This is a genomic window from Chitinophaga deserti (genome assembly GCF_003149455.1).
In the GTDB taxonomy this organism is placed as follows: Bacteria; Bacteroidota; Bacteroidia; order Chitinophagales; family Chitinophagaceae; genus Chitinophaga; species Chitinophaga deserti.
Genome location: NZ_QFFK01000011.1, coordinates 133356 through 150007, shown reverse-complemented (window position 1 = coordinate 150007; position 16652 = coordinate 133356). Strand labels below are relative to the sequence as shown.

Below are 16652 nucleotides of genomic sequence, written 5' to 3'. Positions count from 1 at the left end.
TTTTCAGCCGGCGGCGGTTTGCACTTTACCCTGGAAGGATGCTGCTCGGGGGATACCTTTTACGCCCACCATCATTTGCTGTTCCGGATCCCAAACTTTCAGTTTAAGACAGGCGCGGATATCTCTTGGGTGAAGCGAGGTAGTACCGGCATGCTGCAGCTCAGGGATATTGGCCATGGCTTCAGGCAGGCGGTAAAAAGGTATGCGTGCGTTGAGGTGGTGGATGTGGTGCATGCCAATATTGCCGGCGAACCAGCGCATAACAGGGCCCATTACCATGTGGCTGGAAGACAGAAGGGCTGCTTTGTCGTAGCACCACTCTTCCTTGGTGTTAAACACCACACCGGGGAAGTTATGTTGTGCATAGAACAGGTAAGTGCCGATGCAGGTAGCGATAAAGATAGGGGCCAGTACCAGCAGTGCCCAGGCGGTTACCCCGGCAAAGATGATCACGATAGCCGATGCCGCTGCATGGAGGAACAGGGCGATCAGGGCATCGTAGTGGCGCCTTGGACTGGCAATAAACGAGTTGGCGCACATGCCGATGATGAACATGAACAGGTAGCCGAACAGGATGGTGAGCGGATGGCGGGTAAACAGGTACATCCTGCGCTCGCCGCGGCTCATGGCAGCAAAACCTTTAACGGTAGCCACCGGGTAAGAGCCAATGCTGGCGCTGTACAGCTTAGAGTTGTGCTGGTGGTGGTAATCGTGTGAGCGCTTCCAGATACTTTTGGGCGCAAGTATATAAAGACCGAACACCGTCATAATGGCCTCGGCAATTTTACTGTTTTTAAGAATGGAATGGTGCAGGTAATCGTGATAGATGATGAACATCCGCATGATCAACAGGCCCGACAGCAGGCTGAAAGCAATCCGTAAAGCAAGATAAGGCATCACCATGGTAGCGGTGAGCGAAGCAATGAGCAGGACTAAAGTGGATATGGTATGCCGCCAGCTAAGTGCACGTTTCTCCTGGGCGTAAGGTTTGGTGGCTAATATGAGTTGTTTTCCTTCTAACATCGCGTTGGTTTAAGCTGTTGCTGTTTCGGTTGGTGTTGGTGTGTTGATTCTCTTATGCTTCCATCTCCTGTGCGACCATAACCAGGTGGCAGGCTGACGGATGATATCGGCTTCCAGCCGACGGGTATGAATTTCTGTGATCTGGCCCGGAGCTGCGGTTGCGGGCTTGTCCAGCAGTACTTCTGCAGTAACCGTATAATAGCCCCGTTTAACGCGGGAAACGGATACATATACTACCGGGTAGTTCATTTTAGAGGCAATGCGCTCGGTGCCGGTAAATACGGGCGTATCCTGGTTCAGGAAGTTAACCCATTGCGCGGTATCGGGCCGGGGCGACTGATCGGCGATCAGTGCCGTGGCATTTATTTCTCCTCTCAGCTTTACCATTTCACGGAAAGTTTCCTGCATGGGGATGAGTTTGGTGCCGAAGCGGGTACGCATCCTGTACATGAGACCGTCGTAATGTTTATTAGCCAGCGGGTGATATACTACATACAATTGCTGCGGACAAAGCAGGCTGAAAGAGTTGCCACCCCATTCCCAGTTGCCATAATGCCCCATTACCAGAATGATGCTTCTGCCTTCGGCATGGAGGCGTTTAAACAGTTCCACAGTTTCCGGTGCTACGGAGCAATGCCTGAGCATGGAAGCTTTACTGATGGTCAGCGTTTTGAAAGTTTCCAGGAAGAGGTCACAGAAATACCGGTAATAATCCCGGCAAATCACTTCAATCTCCTGTTCAGACTTACCCGGAAAAGAATTGGCCAGGTTCTCCCTCACTACCTTCTTACGGTATCCCACTACATAATACAGTAATACGAAAAACACATCCGACAGCAGATAAAGCACTGGGAATGGAAGAATACTGATGAAGTAAACCACCGGAAGGAGTAAGTAATATAGAATTATACTCAAAAATGGCATAAGTTGTTGGATGCGTAATAAAGTACAAATTTACCAGTTTATATCAGGATAGACGGTCTTTTTTGGTTAATCCCCTAGATAATGTTCTGTTAAATTTGGCGGTAAATATATAATAAAGTTATTCACTATCATAGTGTTCATTGCCAATAAGTTATTAGGATTACTTCACCGGGCATAAACAGGTATGAACGGAATGCCCTGATTGTAAGCAGCGGTAAGGTGGCTTTGTTTGGGAGCTTATGGTTACTAATCAATGGGTTACAGGTGAAAATGTGGCGGTGTTACCTGATTTTGTGCCTGAAATTATTGCTGTTTGCAACCGGGATTCATTCACATGAAATAATTGATGAATTGGGGAAATAATAAAGCCACCCGGGATTTTTGTCCGGGTGGCTTTATGGTTGTATATGAAATTATCGTTTGATAATTGATTCACTTCTCCACTCCTTCCCGTCAAACACCCGGAGGAAATACACATCCGGTTTAAGGCCTGACATGTCCAGAGTGAGTCTTTGGGTGCCGGTGCCATATCTTGTTTGCCGCAGAATTCGGCCTGATTTGTCAGAGATCTGTACCTCCCTGATGAAACGTTCTGCAGTTTTCTTCACGGTTGCTTCATCCAGCGCCACTTCTACCCTGCTGGTGACAGGATTGGGCGTAACTGTAAAGGCGAAACCACAGCTTTGCACGAAATGGTAATACCCGGGCGACCATTCGCTCCATTCACAATTATTCCTCACCCTGAACCGGATGGTTACCACATATGGCTGGGATTGTGTGGGGAATGTTCCTGTGAAGCCAGCCTTGTTCACGATACTGGTGCTGTAGCATGATAAGCTTCCGGAGTTATAATTGATGCTGTAAGAATATGGGCTTGAGAACCAGTATTCCACTTCCTGCACATTAGCATCCGTACGCAGCGCGCAGCCTCCGTTGCCGTTATAGGTAACTCCGAATGAGGGCGAGCATGGGTTACCGGTTTTGGTAAAGTCGAATCCATTCAGTTGTGGGCCTGCTACGCCCAATGGTCTTGCGATGGCTGTCGAACTTGTGCCACAGTTTGTTTCTGTGGCGGTGAGTGTAGTAAAGCCACATCCGCCTACTCTGGTAACTGTTACGGTATGTCCTGAACCTGCAACAGTGGCAACAGCGGTATTGGAGGATGTCCAGGAAACATTGCCGAAGTAAGGGAGGCCATTATATTTCAGTGTAAAGTTTTGCGTAGGTGAGTTCAGATTAGGATCGCCTTCAAGATCGAACTGGCCGGGAAGGCCGTTTAACCTGTAAACTGCAGAGGTATTGGTGGTAAAGGCATTGGTATTTCCGGGGTCCAGCCAGTTACTGAGGCGGGTGGCATTGGTGCCGCCACCTGTCCAGGAGAGGTCGAACCGGCCGTATTCACCTATTGGCTGAGTGCAATAGCAGGCATTAGTATTGTTGGGGCCTACACAGGCATTGGCCTGATAGCCATGCAGCTGGCCCACTATACGGTGACTGGGATCAAACAAAGGAGCGCCCGATGAACCGGGTTGAACAATACCGGCATCAAAAGTAGCGCGCCAGTGATTAGAAGGGCTTCCCAGCCATGATACCGAAACCAGCGGATGATTATCCTGGCTGATCTTCATCAGATCTCCGCTCGGATGATGTATTGTAGTGGCAGATGTGGCTGGTGTGGCACATCTGCTCCATCCTGCATAATTAATACCTGAATTGACGGATGGTGTTGTGTTCAGCTCCAGCAAAGCAAAGTCTGTGGCAGCATCATTGGCTCTCAGGGTAGCACCATTGTACTGATGCGTTTCAGACCAGCCGCTGTTACCATTACACACCATACTCCATGTCTGGAACTGGAATACCCAGCCCGCTACATTGGTGGCACCTAAATAACAGTGGTTGGCAGTAAGGAGATATGGCGTATTGGTGTTCGCGGTATTCATTACCATTGCACCGGTGCAATAGATAATACCATCACCAAGGATGAGGGCAACGGAATTTTTTTCATTATCCCAACCATTTCCCGTTGGGCAGGCAATATTCACATTGCATGAAGCGGATGCACCCGGACTGCCAAAGTATTCCCCTCCCAGGGCTTTGTAGCCGAAGTTAACCCTGTTAATCAGGAGACTGTTATTTTTCGCTTCTGATGTAGGCACTTTCAGGCTAATGGTAAGGTCGCTGCCCAGATATGCGCGCGTAGCCCATTGCTGCAAGGGATTGTTTTCAGTAGCAGTGATACTGTCTGTCAGTTCAAACTGATTATAAATACTGAGTACGGCGTTTTTTGATAAAGAGAACTTCCCGAAATGCAGGGAAAGGCTCAGTGCCTTTTCTCCTCTCAGGGGTAATAGGTAGGTTGTATAGCGCTTATCTTCTACCACGGTTGCAGTTTTCAGAACGTCAATTGAAACTGTTACCGGGGTGGCGAATTTTCCGACATACTCACCGTTTGTTTTCTCAGCACTGGTCCGTAGCTGATCGAACGAAGCAGGTGCCGGAATCACATGGGGCGTAATGCCGGCCACTCTGGCGGATGTCAATGCGGTAGGGATACCTTCTTTGAAGTACTTCGTTTTAACCTGTGATAATGCAATAAGGGGGATGCAACAACAAAGCAATCCCAGTAGGAATAGTTTTTTGTAGTACTGTGTCATGGGTTTTGGATTGGGTATGAAAAAATAGGTACATGCGTGGATAGTGAAAACGGGTTTTGAATAAGGGTGCAGACTGTGGGCATAACAGGGTCACAAGGGCAGGGCTCAAAGGGCAGTCTAAGCAATATAATTAATCAGGTCGTATTGCAATATAAATAATAATTCTAATCTAAAGCACCCGGCCGGCAGCTAATCATTTTGCTAAAATGATAACCGTTTTATGGTGTCGGTTTTTCGCTTTGGGGTGCTTAATAATCGGGATGTACGGGTATCTTTATATATTTAAGTAACGGGAAGGAACCCCGGATTGTATCACACATATGGAGCATTACAAAATCATCCTGCTGCTGCTGGGCATCATGATATTGATCAGCGCATTCGCCGACCGGAACAAGCTCGCCTCTCCGGTTTTATTAATTATTTCTGGAATTGCCGTGGGTTTTATTCCCGGTATGCCGGTGATACAGATCAATCCGGAGATCATTTTCCTTTTATTCCTGCCACCCCTTCTCTTCGATGCTGCTTACAACATGCATTTCGATGATTTCAAGCGCCACTTCCGGACCATCAGTTCCCTTGCCATAGGGCTCGTTTTCCTGACTGCGGCTGCCATCGCCGTAATGTCTTACTACCTGATCCCGGAGATGACCTGGCCTTTGTCTTTCCTGCTGGGAGCCATCCTTTCAGCCACGGATGCCGTGGCGGCTATAGGAATTACCAAGAACCTGAAACTCACCCGCAATACCATGACGATCCTCGAAGGGGAAAGTCTTATTAATGATGCTTCGGCACTGGTGGCTTACCGCTTTGCGCTGGCGGCTGTGGCCGGAGGGGCGTTTATATGGGTGAACGCCATCGGTACTTTTATTAAGCTGCTGGTGGGCGGGTTTGTAACAGGACTGATCATGGCTATTCTGGCCGGCTTAATGCTCCGCTACATCAGGGGCCATTTGCTGGCGGTACTTAGTGTGATACTGATAGCACCTTTCGTTACTTACCTGCTGGCGGAGGCGTTTCACTTTTCGGGGGTTATTGCAGTGGTGGTGCTGGCATTCGGTATCTCTAAATTAGCAGTGGAGCGCTTCCCTGAAACGGTACGGGCGCAATCGAAGACCTTATGGGAAGTGCTGGTGTTTATCCTGAACGGGTTGATCTTCCTGTTTATTGGTTTAGAATTTCCATTGGTGATTGAGTCTATCGAACATACCAAGATACTCCCCTATTGCTTCTATGCCCTGCTGATCGTGCTGGTAACCGTGATCGTTCGCTTTATCAGGCTGTTCTTCATCCGCCGCAATCTCGAAGGGGTGTTCCGCAGGCTGAAGCCGGATCATTCCCATTATACCTTCCTGCAATCGATCATGCTGAGCATCCAGGAATCGTGGGTGATAGGCTGGGCGGGTATGCGGGGCATTGTTTCCCTCGCCATGGCCATTGCCCTGCCACATACGCCTGAAAGCGGGCTGGACCCGCACATGCGCAATGTGATTCTTTTTATTACTACCGTGGTTGTATTGATCTCCATCCTTGGACAGGGCCTGGTGCTGCCAATGATCATCCGGAAGATGGATGCGAAGGAATCGTAGGTTACTGTTCCACCATCCTGTTCAGTTCAAGCAGGTCTTTTATCGCATCGCCTATCGTGTTGTTGAAATACACAAATACATCTTTCCCTTCCCGCCGCCAGGCGCGTATCTGCCTGCACCGGAAGCGTAAATGCTCTACGCCATAGCCACCTTTATAATCTCCTGCGGGGCCATGAAAGCGGAGATATACAAATGGCGCCCCGGCGTTCAGCCGTCCGTTGGCGGAGCGGGGCATATCGTGCAGTACAATACTGCATCCGGTTGCGTCTGCCATGGCAAAGGTTTCCGGTGTATACCACGATGCGTGCCTCAGTTCAAGAGCTATCTTCCAGTTGCCGGAAGCATCAGCAGAGCGCACCAGTTCCAGCAGCCGAACGGTTTTCTCTAATAAATGAATGGATGCGGAGGGCGGCAACTGAATGAGCAGGCAGCCTTTCTTCTGCCCCGCCTCTCCTATTGCCGACATGAATCGGATTACATCTTCGTCTTTATACGCCAGATCCTTCACATGGGTGATACCCCGCCAGAGTTTGTAGGTAAACGTAAAGCCATCGGGCACTTCTTCCGTCCAGCGTTTAACGGTGGAAGCCATGGGCACGGTGTAGAATGAACGGTTGATTTCGATACTGTTGAAGAGTGATGCGTAATAGGTAAGCCTGCTTTTGTCTTTGTATTCCGGGGGAAACGCCTGTTTGTTGGGGACCGGCAACACAAGTCCGCTGGTGCCGGAATGATATATCCCTGTCCGTATTTCCTTCATAACGATTGGTTTACATCCATCTAATACAATGCAAACATTATACCTCAGGCCACCTGCGGGAGGCTGAAGCCATGGCAGTTCCCGCTTTGGTGCGGGAAATCCCCATTTGGGCAGGTAAAGTTGTTGGAATACAACCGGTTGATACACAATTGGAATGCCGGAGATTGCCGGATATGGTCCTTTTTTAGTGCTATGGGGATGAACCATGCTGAAGCAGGTGTGTTGTAACAAGACCAGTTAAGCGATTTTCTTCACCACTAATACGCAATCTTATGTCCGGATATCATGAAGACAAAGCCTGTATAGACCTCTGCCTGCAATGCGCGGCAGTTTGTAACCACTGTGCCAGTTCCTGTACGCAGGAGCCTGATGTAGCCCATATGGCACGCTGCATACAGCTCGATATGGAATGCGCTGCCCTTTGTTATGCTACAGCCCAGCTGATGAGCCTTGGCAGCGGGCACGCTACCCGTTTATGCGTGATATGTGCCGATGCCTGTGACTCCTGTGCGGCAGAGTGCAGTAAACACAACTCGGAGCATTGCCAGGAGTGCGCAGCCATTTGCCATAAATGTGCGGAGGCTTGCCGTGCGATGAACGACCGTTGAGGTAATTGTTTACCGGTACAGCGTTGAAGGGCTTACGCCAAAGGCTTGTTTAAAAGATAGGGAGAAATGCGAGAGGTTTTCGAACCCCACATCCAGGTATACGTCAGAGGGTTTGATGTGCATGTCTTTAATAAGGCGGTAGGCTTCCTGCAGGCGCTTCTGTTTGAGCCATTGGCCCGGGGTAGACTGAAACACCTTTTCGAAGTCGCGTTTAAACCCGGCCCTGCTCCTGCCGGTGAGCTTTGCCAGGGTATCGATAGATACGTTGAACATATAATTCTGCAGCATAAAAGCTTCCAGGTCTATTTTGTGCGGTTCGGAGAAGTCGAACAGTACATTTTTCAGTGCAGGGTTAATGTCCAGCACCAGTGCAATTACTTCCTTCGTTTTCAGTTCCGTCATCAGCGGCGTCATACGTTCCGGCTGTGTGAAATATGGCTCCAGTGAGGCAAAGAAGGCTTTTACGAACGCATCATCCTGCAGTTCGTAAAAGCCTTGTTCGTTTTTATGGCCGGCAGCATGCTGATGGTGCTCCGTGCTGTATTTCCGGAGTATATCCGTGTTGAGGAAGATGTTGATCGCTTTGAACTCACCGCCTGCGGGAGGCAGTTTTACCGCCTTCACCAGCTGGTTGCGCTTCATGAGTCCAAGTGTACCCGTTTTCAGGTGCCGGGTGCCGCCAGAAAGGGTGAGCTGCATTTCGCCGGACAGTACATAAGTGACCACATGTATGCCCAGGAAATCTTCCGTGCTGCGCTCCTGCCTTGTGCCGCAGGAATACAGGATATTGTCTATCGGTATCTTCTTATACTCCGGCGTCATGTTTGATGGTGTTCAGTAATTCGTTGTGCAGCATGTTATCCATTTCTTTGTCTGTCATAGTTTTCCGCAATGCCAGAATTTCGTTAGCCATATACCCGGCTGCATAGCGGGTTTCCGGTTCTTTTGCCGTAATGGCGGTTTCAATTACTTCCGCGATTACCTCGGGGTCCATACCAACGGATTGCTCGATGGCATTGAGCCTGTCAGCATAATCCCTGGCAGTTTTGCTATAGCGGCCGTTGCCCGATACTTTCAGCAGGTTTTCCGCCGCAATGCCGCCCCATTCTGATTTAATGCCCCCCGGCTCTACCACAATCACATCTACCCCGAACTGCTTTACTTCGTTACGGAGACTATCGCTCAATCCTTCCAGTGCAAACTTGCTGGCGTGGTACCAGGCTCCAAAGGCGCTGGCGATCTTACCGCCGACAGATGTGATATTGATGATCTTTCCAAACCTGTTTGCGATCATGGAGGGTAATACCAGCTGTGTAACCCTTGCAGCGCCGAACACGTTTACTTCCATCTGGTACTTTGCTTCCGCCAGGGGAATTTCTTCGAAAGCGCCATACGATCCGAAGCCGGCATTGTTCACCAGTACATCTATGCGGCCTTCCGCATCGAGGATGGCTTTAATGCCTGCGGCCATGGAGGGTTCGGAGGTTACATCCATTTCCAGCACTTTTACGCCCAATGCTTTTAAGCTCTCCATTTTTTGTACCCTGCGGGCGGCGCCGTAAACGGTGTATCCCTTTGCTGCCAGGTGTTTCGCGGTTGCTTTGCCAATGCCCGCGGAGGCACCTGTTACTAAAACTACTTTGCTCATTTTATCAGTGATTTTGTAGTACAAAGGTACTGCGGGTGATAAATGGGCGTTTTGCTGCAGGGCTCAAATTTGCTTTGCTGTGAGGCTCAAAAATACGGAAATGCAAGCATGTTGGAGTTGACCGGATTCATGGTTTTTGCATATTTTTAAAGAAACTACCCCAAAATGAATGATGCGCTGTTTACGCTGTTGAATAGCATTTCTCCCATGTCGGCCGGATTAACAGCACACCTGTCGTCGGTACTGGTTTCCCGTGAAATAGCCAGGAATGAAGTGTTGCTGAAACGGGGGCAGGTATGCAGCCATATCTATTTCGTGGAGCGCGGCATGCTGCATTGCTTCTATGAGCGGAACGATGTTAAGATCACGGCCTGGTTCATGCAGGAAAACGATGTGATCATTTCCGCCAAAAGCTTCTTCCTGCAAATTCCCGGCGAGGAAAGTATTGTAGCGCTGGAAGATACGGTGGTGCATGGCATCAGTTTCCAGGAACTGCAGGATATTTACGTGATGTTCCCTGAGTTCAATGTGGCGGGCAGGGTATTGACTTCCAAATATTACATGCAGAGCGAAGAGCGGCTGTATTACCTGCGCAGGGAACGGGCGCGCGATAGGTACCTCTTCCTGCTCAATACCCAGCCCGAGATCGTGCGCAGGGCGCCTTTAAAGCACATCGCATCGTACCTCGGCATCACGATGGAAACGCTGAGCCGTATACGATCATCTATGTGAAGCGAATTTGATTTATATCAATTTCCACGGTTGTGTTTACCCGTTATCTTGCCTGCATATACTACAACAAATGAAAACACTACCCCTTTTAAGTCTGGCCCTCCTGTTCGCCAGCCTGCATACTACCGCCCAGGTAAAGTTTGAAGGCCCCGGTGCGTTGCCCCCGGCAGTTAACAGTTTGTATCGTTATTTTAAAGAGGCACCAACAAATTGTAGTCTTTCTGAAGACCTGATAAAGAGCACCCCATTGTACGGTCAGGCGCTGGAGCGGTATTTTGATACTGCTGCCATGGGCAGTAAATTCCGGCAAAGGGATATTTCTCCAGTGCTGCAATACCAGGTGCTGTATTCCATAGACTGCGGTGTTGACCATTTTCCGCCCGATTCCATAGTAGCCATGCCTGTTGCTTACTATTACAACCGCTATGGAGAAGCCAATCCATATGATACGCTTGACATTGACCGGCGTTATTTCGTTACGTTCCATATTGCCGGGACGTTTTATCCTGTCCTCGATGTGTGCATGAATGGTAACGGCCGTTTTGCCTACCTCCTGCCCATGATTTACTTCGACCGGGAGAAGGGCAAGGTGCTGGAGGGCTTTTTCCGCAGGTATGCGAAGCGCTGAGCATTTCGTATCTTAGTATTATGACGTTTTACCATAGCGAAATCATCCGGATCAGGGAATTATGCTATTCCAATACCCACCAATTGCAAACGGTGATTGGTACCAAAAACTATATTGACCAGCACTTCGATCAGGAGCTGAACCTGGATATGCTGTCTCACATCCGTTATACGTCTAAGTTTCACCTGCTGCGCCTGTTTAAGCGCTACTATGGTCTTTCCCCGAGGCAGTACATGACCGACCGGAGGATTGAGCAGTCCAAGCATTACCTCAGGCGGGGCATGAGTGTATCAGAGAGTTGTTTTGCCGTGGGGTTTGAAAGTCCGGCTTCGTTCAGTACGCTTTTCAGGCGGAAAACGGGCATGGCACCCGGGGAGTTTCAAAAAAGAGCAATTTTCGCAAAGTGATTTACAGCCGGATGGCGGATCTTGCATCCTGTAACACTAAAACACCTGCAACATGCGCGTAAAAGTAATTGGCATACCCGTCCTTGATCAGGACAAAGCATTAGCATTCTACACGGAGAAACTGGGGTTCATCAAGAAAGTGGATGTACCCGTGAGTGAATCCAGCCGCTGGCTTACCATTGTATCCAAAGAAGAACAGGATGGTACCGAAGTGCTGCTGGAGCCCGCTCCCCTACACTTTGAGCCCGCCAAAGTATACCAGAAGGCATTATATGATGCCGGCATCCCCTACACCCAGTTCAATGTAGACAATGTACAGGCAGAATACGACCGGCTCGTGAGTTTAGGCGTAGCCTTCAGTGTGAAGCCTACCGAAATGGGGACCGTGAAGATCGCGGTGTTTGATGATACCTGCGGGAATAACCTGCAGATGGTGGAGATGTTGTGATAAATGCTTTAGATATATAAGAAGCCGCGCTGTATTAGATGGGCGCGGCTTTTTGGTTTAGGGGGATCAAAAAGCAGTTGAAGAAACTAACCATTGCGAAACCGGCATAAAAATAATCTCCTCCCTTTACGGAATCAAACTCTCCAGCGATGGCCTGTTCATCAGAGACAGGAAGATCGTTCTGTCCATCGTTTCGAGCACTCCTCCCGGGGTGCGGCGGAAGCGCCTGCCGTTAAGGAAGGGGAACACCCGCGCCAGTATGGCGTCTGATATATTACTGATGGTTTCGCTGATAATGGTTTCGTAGGTGGTGCCCGGACGGCTGGCCTGCAGCGTTCTCCATGTGGCGATGTCGTCTGCAATAAATATGTTTCCCATGATACGGGAAATGGGTAAGCGTTCCTCGAGGCTTAAGACCAGTCCTGTGAAGGTATTGTTGCTGTCAATGATAAAGGTATGGGTATCCTGCTGATCATATTGGCCGGTTTCATTGAAACTGGTTAAGCGGCTGAGGGTAACCATGCCTGCGCTGGCATAGATGCCCGAGCGAAGTGTGGCGCTGTCTCCCGTGAATACCTCATCGTTTTGTGGTTCGAAGAAGATGTAGGAATGAATATCTGCGGGGTCGGTGGCGATTTGTACGGCATTGAATGCATGGCCGGGTACGGAGGCGATGAAGATGGGGATATGGAACTTTACAGGAACATCCCCTACGTCTATACGTGCTATGGATGATAGGCGTGATGAGGTGTCTGCATCAGCGCGGGGAGCGGAGGTATAGCGGGTGTACATCTGCGTAGCATAGCCCTGGCATACGTTCTCAAAGGTTTGCAGGGCTGTGGCGGTGGCTTCGCAGCTGGCTTCACCGCTGGCGTCTCCCGTGTGGTACGGGCGGCAGTTCGTTTGATCGAACTGAAGGATGTAGCGGACGAAAGTGACCCTTGCGCCGGGGGAATTCAGTACCGGCCAGATGGCGCGGGTATTGGACCATGCCACTACAGTGGCGGAATATAATCGGGAAGTATGTGGTTCATTATTCAGGACAAACACGGGATCGCTCAGCTGGTAAACGATGCGTCCTGTAGAAAAGCCTTCTTCTTCCGTTAGGCCATGGGAGCTGCGGTATTCATCCGCCAGATCTTCATGCATGGCGCCGGTATCTTCAGGTGTGCGTTGTATGCGTGCGGGTTGAACATGAGTGGGTGCTTTTTGCACAGCAGGCTGAGGGGCCGGAGCGAAAAACGAAGCTTCCGGTGCCGGGAAAAAGGACGGGGCGGTTTTAACCTGTTGCGGGACGGCTGCTGATTTGTTGTTCATAATTGGAACGATGACGGGAGGAATGAACGGGGCTATTGGGGCTTATTCCTGAAATGAGGCTGAATCTACCGGGGTTGAATGTCTATAATATTACGAATTTCGGAGCGCCTGGCCAAAACCTTCACTTAATGCGCGATTGTTTGGTTTCATTTCTTTTGACTGCTCATGTTCTTCAGCGTATATCTTTAACTTAATTAGTTGATATTCAAATGTAATGATTGGACCTGTGCGTATTTCATTGCTTAAATAGGGCGATAAAATAGTTTCAAAGTATTACAAAGAAGGTTACGGATAATTATTAAATAGTTTCGTTTTGTTGGAAATTGTTATCTTGATAGAGATTCCCGTTGTGCAGCCCGGTTCCATTTAATCTATCACCAAGTTTCCACCCTAAACGCAATTCACCCATGAAATCACTGTTTTTAGCCGCCGCGCTTGCTTTGGCGGCAGTATCCTGTAAAGAAGACCCGAACCCTGTAGCGCCCGCAGTCAACCGGCCTGAAACGCTTTCTGTAACGGAAGAAGCCCTGGCCACTCCAAAAGAGATCATTATCTGCGATCAGAAGAATGCCCGCATCATTATGGTAGATGTAGCCAATGGCAACGCCATCACCTGGGAATGGAAGGCCAATGCTTCTTATGCCATGATCCACACCACGGCCCAATCCTGGTTTTCTAACCTTAGCGAAGCCAAACTGGTTTATAATGGCAACTACATCCTCGCCACTGCCTCCGGCGGCGGTGTTGCACTTATCAATGTCAGCTCCAAAAAAGCCATCTGGTTCGACTATGCCGGCGGAAACACCCACTCTGCCGAGCTGCTGCCCAATGGCAACATCGTGACAGCCTCCAGCACAGGCGGCTACCTCAAGATCTTTGTAACGGATTCATATATCAACGATGCATCTGACCAGACCGGTCCCATCGCCTTCCCGGATGTACATAATGTAGTGTGGGACCACGCCCGCCAGCAGTTGTATGCCGCAGGTAAGAACATCATCCGTGTTTATTCCTACAACAACAGCTGCCGCAGTCCGGCCCTGACATTGAAGAAAACCTGGACTATGCCACAGGGCAACGCGCACGACCTTTTCCCTGTTCATGGCAGTACTACCGATCTTTGGCTCACCAATTCCGGTTACATCTATAAGTTCAATGTGGTAACGGGTGCATTCACCCTGCAGAAAACGCTCACAGCGGTGAAATCCGTTACTTCCGGTCCGTCGGGCTATGCCACTATTCTGGCGAGAGCTACCGGCGTTGGAGGAGAAACCTGGCGTACGGATCAGGTCATCGATATCAACAATGCACTGGTATATAAAAATACTTCTATCGGACTGTATAAAGCCCGCTGGCGCCTCGTGAACCTGTTCAGCTACCCGGCTGGTGACAGTTTCCATGAATGCACGCACTAACAGGGGAATATGGGCTGCATGAAAAAGCCGGGCTGTTGAGGCCCGGCTTTCTTATTGAGGTATGTGGCTATATTCAATAAATACCATATACAAATGTACTCACCATTTCCCTCAGGGCGGCCAGCCGGAAAGGTTTCAGCAATACATTATCAGCGCCTGCTTCCCGGGCGAGTTCAAGAATAAGGGGATTGGCGGAAATCATCACCACGGGGATAAGGCATGTCTGGGAGTGGCTCTTCAGATGGCGGCATATATCCAATCCATCGTTACCGGATAATTGCTTATCGAGTATGAAAATATCCGGTAATGGGTAGTTATTTTTAAGCAGCAGTTGACCATTCATGTAACATGTGATAGTGTATTCCGGTTCCTTAAATACCATGCTGAACATTTCCTGAATGGCAGGGTCGTCTTCAACCAGTAAGATCTTTTTCATGTATGTTTTTTTGCGGCAGGCTTAGTCCTTGCAGGACATATGCTTGCTAAGGACCACTGCCCTTAACATCTGCAGGTTGAAAAGTTTTTTCCATAGAATCGCCAGATCAGGCTACCATGGCAAGATTGCGTACGTCCTGTCGCCATTGTCTTCAATAATAATATTCCTTTCGATTTTCGGGTATTAACAGGCGGTGATGAAAAACTGCATGATTCAAGTGCAGTTTTACTGAAACACCGTTGGGATGGGCAGCACTGTGTTTACTAAAGGTAAACAGGTTACGGGCAAATACCAAATCATAACATTATGGCTGTTACTACTGCTGTTAATGCCGGATTACAAAAGGCCGGCTATTCTTGCCGGCCGGATAAGAGTGTGCCGCTACGCTATTACTCATTTCAATGCGCACCCAATGGTCCTTCTCACTTACATAACAATCTGATAACCTTCCGGTCACAATGCGGTCACAGGAACTTGATACTCTTGCGCGGTCTAAAACCTACATAGATTCATGCGTACTAAAATCAAGTTCCTGTTGCCGGTTGCTGCAAGCCTGGCATTTGCCGCCTGTTCCAAAGATGATGTTAAGAACCCCGATACCCCGGTGATAGAAGACCCCGCTTCTTTCGAAGAAATCGGGATGATCGATATCGGGGCTAAAGGTGCTGCCGAAATCAGTGCCTACGATCCTTCCACCAAACGCCTGTTTGTGGTAAAGAACGACGGCATCAACATGATCAAAGTGCTGGACCTCTCCGATCCCGCTAAAATCACCGACCTGAAGAAAGACATCCTCCCTGCCGGAGGCGTGGTGAACAGTGTGGCCGTTTACAACGGCAAACTGGCCGCTGCCATTGAAGGTATTAATAAAACTTCCGCCGGCCGCGTAGATGTGTACAATACCAGCGACAACTCCCTCATCAAAACCATCACCGTTGGCGCCATGCCCGATATGGTGACTTTCTCCCCCGATGGTAAATGGATACTGACCGCCAATGAAGGCGAACCTGCTACCGATTATTCCGCCGATCCCGTTGGTTCCGTTTCACTCATTAATGTTACTGACAACTACACTGTAACTACCCTCGACTTCAGCGGCTTTGCTCCCCAGCAGGTGGCTCTTGCACTGAAAGGCTTCCGTATCTTCGGTCCGGGTGCTGGCTTCGCTCAGCATGTAGAGCCTGAATACATCACCGTGGCTCCTGATTCCAAAACCGCCTGGGTAACGCTGCAGGAAAACAATGGCATTGCTAAGATCGACCTCACCGGTAAAACCATCACGGAGATATTCCCCCTTGGTTTTAAAGACTACAATACGGATGCGAACGCGGTAGATGTGTCCGATAAAGACGGTGGCATCGTATTCAAAAAAGTACCGGTAAAAGGGATGTACCAGCCCGATGCCATGGCCGTATTGCTGAATTCCGCCGGCATACCGCACCTTTTCACGGTAAATGAGGGAGATGTGCGCGAATGGGATGCTTACGCGGAAAACGCCCGGGTAAAAGACCTGCAGCTTGATCCCGCTGTGTTCCCCGATGCTGCCGCCCTGAAAGCAGAAAGCGCCCTCGGCAGGCTCACGGTTACCAAAACGCTCGGTGATGCCAATAACGACGGACTGTACGAAGCCCTCTATTCCTTTGGGGCACGCTCCTTCTCCGTATGGAACGGTAATACCGGAGCCCTCCTGTTCGACAGCAAGAACGAGCTGGATGTAAAAGCCAAAGAAGCCGGTATTTATGATGATGCCCGCAGTGATGATAAAAGCGTTGAGCCGGAAGGCATCGCTATCGGCATCATGGGCAACAGGTCTATCGCCTTTATTGGTATGGAACGGGTGGATGCAGTAGCCATTTATGATGTAACCAATCCCCTCGCTCCCACCTTCCTCCATATCGTGAAAACGGGCGATGCACCTGAAGGTGTGCTGTTCGTGGATGCGAAGAGTAGTCCTTCGAAGAAGAGCCTTCTCATTGTGAGCAGTGAAGATGATGGCGTGATCAGGGTATTCTCTCCTAAAAAGTAACATCCCTTGCCATGATATCAGTTACCGGCTTCGCATTACG

16 protein-coding genes are annotated in these 16652 nt (G+C 49.5%); 8 read left to right on the top strand and 8 right to left on the bottom strand.

The genetic code is table 11. The features are described 5' to 3' along the window. Nucleotides 1–3: 3 nt before the first annotated feature. The 3 genes from DEV76_RS22690 to DEV76_RS22680 all read right to left on the bottom strand — a co-directional run bounded on the left by DEV76_RS22690 (nucleotide 4) and on the right by DEV76_RS22680 (nucleotide 4601). On the bottom strand, nucleotides 4–1023 hold the full coding sequence (locus DEV76_RS22690; protein ID WP_109700238.1) for a fatty acid desaturase family protein: 1020 nt from the start codon (nucleotides 1021–1023) through the stop codon (nucleotides 4–6). Nucleotides 1024–1032: 9 nt separating this feature from the next. Then, nucleotides 1033–1938 carry a lysophospholipid acyltransferase family protein gene (locus tag DEV76_RS22685; RefSeq protein WP_232827025.1) on the bottom strand — a complete coding sequence of 302 codons (906 nt, stop codon included), beginning with the start codon at nucleotides 1936–1938 and terminating at the stop codon, nucleotides 1033–1035. Nucleotides 1939–2360: 422 nt separating this feature from the next. Next, nucleotides 2361–4601 (bottom strand): trypsin-like peptidase domain-containing protein, encoded by a 2241-nt coding sequence (locus DEV76_RS22680; protein WP_109700237.1) that lies wholly within the window; start codon nucleotides 4599–4601, stop codon nucleotides 2361–2363. A 320-nt stretch (nucleotides 4602–4921) separates the two neighbouring features. On the opposite strand from DEV76_RS22680, the gene DEV76_RS22675 reads away from it, so the two are divergent. Next, a complete protein-coding gene (locus tag DEV76_RS22675; protein ID WP_109700236.1) occupies nucleotides 4922–6187 on the top strand; it encodes a Na+/H+ antiporter in 1266 nt (421 codons plus the stop codon). A 1-nt stretch (nucleotide 6188) separates the two neighbouring features. Here DEV76_RS22675 and DEV76_RS22670 read toward each other — a convergent pair whose 3' ends face one another. Further along, nucleotides 6189–6947 (bottom strand): DUF72 domain-containing protein, encoded by a 759-nt coding sequence (locus DEV76_RS22670; protein WP_109700235.1) that lies wholly within the window; start codon nucleotides 6945–6947, stop codon nucleotides 6189–6191. A 272-nt stretch (nucleotides 6948–7219) separates the two neighbouring features. Between DEV76_RS22670 and DEV76_RS22665 the strand changes: the two genes are divergently transcribed. Continuing rightward, nucleotides 7220–7555 carry a four-helix bundle copper-binding protein gene (locus DEV76_RS22665; protein WP_109700234.1) on the top strand — a complete coding sequence of 112 codons (336 nt, stop codon included), beginning with the start codon at nucleotides 7220–7222 and terminating at the stop codon, nucleotides 7553–7555. A gap of 9 nt (nucleotides 7556–7564) precedes the next feature. On the opposite strand, the gene DEV76_RS22660 is transcribed toward DEV76_RS22665, so the two are convergent. Together DEV76_RS22660 and DEV76_RS22655 are read right to left on the bottom strand one after the other, a co-directional pair. Next, nucleotides 7565–8377 carry a helix-turn-helix domain-containing protein gene (locus DEV76_RS22660; RefSeq protein WP_109700233.1) on the bottom strand — a complete coding sequence of 271 codons (813 nt, stop codon included), beginning with the start codon at nucleotides 8375–8377 and terminating at the stop codon, nucleotides 7565–7567. Further along, nucleotides 8361–9203 (bottom strand): oxidoreductase, encoded by an 843-nt coding sequence (locus tag DEV76_RS22655; RefSeq protein WP_109700232.1) that lies wholly within the window; start codon nucleotides 9201–9203, stop codon nucleotides 8361–8363. The genes DEV76_RS22660 and DEV76_RS22655 overlap by 17 nt, the downstream gene beginning before the upstream one ends. Before the next feature lie 165 nt (nucleotides 9204–9368). Between DEV76_RS22655 and DEV76_RS22650 the strand changes: the two genes are divergently transcribed. The 4 genes from DEV76_RS22650 (at nucleotide 9369) to DEV76_RS22635 (ending at nucleotide 11418) form a co-directional block, all read left to right on the top strand. After that, complete coding sequence (locus DEV76_RS22650) at nucleotides 9369–9935, top strand: Crp/Fnr family transcriptional regulator (protein ID WP_109700231.1); 567 nt, start codon at nucleotides 9369–9371, stop codon at nucleotides 9933–9935. 70 nt (nucleotides 9936–10005) lie between these two features. Then, nucleotides 10006–10563, top strand: a complete 558-nt coding sequence (locus DEV76_RS22645; protein WP_157963052.1) for a hypothetical protein — start codon at nucleotides 10006–10008, stop codon at nucleotides 10561–10563. Between the two features lie 20 nt (nucleotides 10564–10583). After that, entirely contained in the window at nucleotides 10584–10970 is a 387-nt protein-coding gene (locus DEV76_RS22640) for a helix-turn-helix domain-containing protein (protein WP_109700229.1), read from the top strand. 52 nt (nucleotides 10971–11022) lie between these two features. Continuing rightward, nucleotides 11023–11418 carry a VOC family protein gene (locus DEV76_RS22635; RefSeq protein ID WP_109700228.1) on the top strand — a complete coding sequence of 132 codons (396 nt, stop codon included), beginning with the start codon at nucleotides 11023–11025 and terminating at the stop codon, nucleotides 11416–11418. A 126-nt stretch (nucleotides 11419–11544) separates the two neighbouring features. Here the strand turns inward: DEV76_RS22635 and DEV76_RS22630 are convergent, their stop codons facing one another. Continuing rightward, the gene (locus DEV76_RS22630; RefSeq protein ID WP_109700227.1) at nucleotides 11545–12735 is read right to left on the bottom strand and encodes a hypothetical protein; all 1191 of its coding nucleotides are present in this window, start codon (nucleotides 12733–12735) and stop codon (nucleotides 11545–11547) included. A 407-nt stretch (nucleotides 12736–13142) separates the two neighbouring features. On the opposite strand from DEV76_RS22630, the gene DEV76_RS22625 reads away from it, so the two are divergent. Next, nucleotides 13143–14150 (top strand): DUF6528 family protein, encoded by a 1008-nt coding sequence (locus tag DEV76_RS22625; RefSeq protein WP_109700226.1) that lies wholly within the window; start codon nucleotides 13143–13145, stop codon nucleotides 14148–14150. Nucleotides 14151–14223: 73 nt separating this feature from the next. Here the strand turns inward: DEV76_RS22625 and DEV76_RS22620 are convergent, their stop codons facing one another. Next, a complete protein-coding gene (locus tag DEV76_RS22620) occupies nucleotides 14224–14586 on the bottom strand; it encodes a response regulator (RefSeq protein ID WP_109700225.1) in 363 nt (120 codons plus the stop codon). A 511-nt stretch (nucleotides 14587–15097) separates the two neighbouring features. On the opposite strand from DEV76_RS22620, the gene DEV76_RS22610 reads away from it, so the two are divergent. Next, nucleotides 15098–16612, top strand: coding sequence for a choice-of-anchor I family protein (locus tag DEV76_RS22610; protein WP_109700223.1), 1515 nt, complete (start codon nucleotides 15098–15100; stop codon nucleotides 16610–16612). The last annotated feature ends 40 nt before the right edge of the window (nucleotides 16613–16652 follow it).

What these genes read in the sequence shown, in the direction of transcription:
- DEV76_RS22690 (WP_109700238.1), bottom strand. Translation starts at nt 1,023, where the DNA reads ATGTTAGAAGGAAAACAACTCATATTAGCCACCAAACCTTACGCCCAG.
- DEV76_RS22680 (WP_109700237.1), bottom strand. Translation starts at nt 4,601, where the DNA reads ATGACACAGTACTACAAAAAACTATTCCTACTGGGATTGCTTTGTTGT.
- DEV76_RS22675 (WP_109700236.1), top strand. Translation starts at nt 4,922, where the DNA reads ATGGAGCATTACAAAATCATCCTGCTGCTGCTGGGCATCATGATATTG.
- DEV76_RS22670 (WP_109700235.1), bottom strand. Translation starts at nt 6,947, where the DNA reads ATGAAGGAAATACGGACAGGGATATATCATTCCGGCACCAGCGGACTT.
- DEV76_RS22665 (WP_109700234.1), top strand. Translation starts at nt 7,220, where the DNA reads ATGTCCGGATATCATGAAGACAAAGCCTGTATAGACCTCTGCCTGCAA.
- DEV76_RS22660 (WP_109700233.1), bottom strand. Translation starts at nt 8,377, where the DNA reads ATGACGCCGGAGTATAAGAAGATACCGATAGACAATATCCTGTATTCC.
- DEV76_RS22655 (WP_109700232.1), bottom strand. Translation starts at nt 9,203, where the DNA reads ATGAGCAAAGTAGTTTTAGTAACAGGTGCCTCCGCGGGCATTGGCAAA.
- DEV76_RS22650 (WP_109700231.1), top strand. Translation starts at nt 9,369, where the DNA reads ATGAATGATGCGCTGTTTACGCTGTTGAATAGCATTTCTCCCATGTCG.
- DEV76_RS22645 (WP_157963052.1), top strand. Translation starts at nt 10,006, where the DNA reads ATGAAAACACTACCCCTTTTAAGTCTGGCCCTCCTGTTCGCCAGCCTG.
- DEV76_RS22640 (WP_109700229.1), top strand. Translation starts at nt 10,584, where the DNA reads ATGACGTTTTACCATAGCGAAATCATCCGGATCAGGGAATTATGCTAT.
- DEV76_RS22635 (WP_109700228.1), top strand. Translation starts at nt 11,023, where the DNA reads ATGCGCGTAAAAGTAATTGGCATACCCGTCCTTGATCAGGACAAAGCA.
- DEV76_RS22630 (WP_109700227.1), bottom strand. Translation starts at nt 12,735, where the DNA reads ATGAACAACAAATCAGCAGCCGTCCCGCAACAGGTTAAAACCGCCCCG.
- DEV76_RS22625 (WP_109700226.1), top strand. Translation starts at nt 13,143, where the DNA reads ATGAAATCACTGTTTTTAGCCGCCGCGCTTGCTTTGGCGGCAGTATCC.
- DEV76_RS22620 (WP_109700225.1), bottom strand. Translation starts at nt 14,586, where the DNA reads ATGAAAAAGATCTTACTGGTTGAAGACGACCCTGCCATTCAGGAAATG.
- DEV76_RS22610 (WP_109700223.1), top strand. Translation starts at nt 15,098, where the DNA reads ATGCGTACTAAAATCAAGTTCCTGTTGCCGGTTGCTGCAAGCCTGGCA.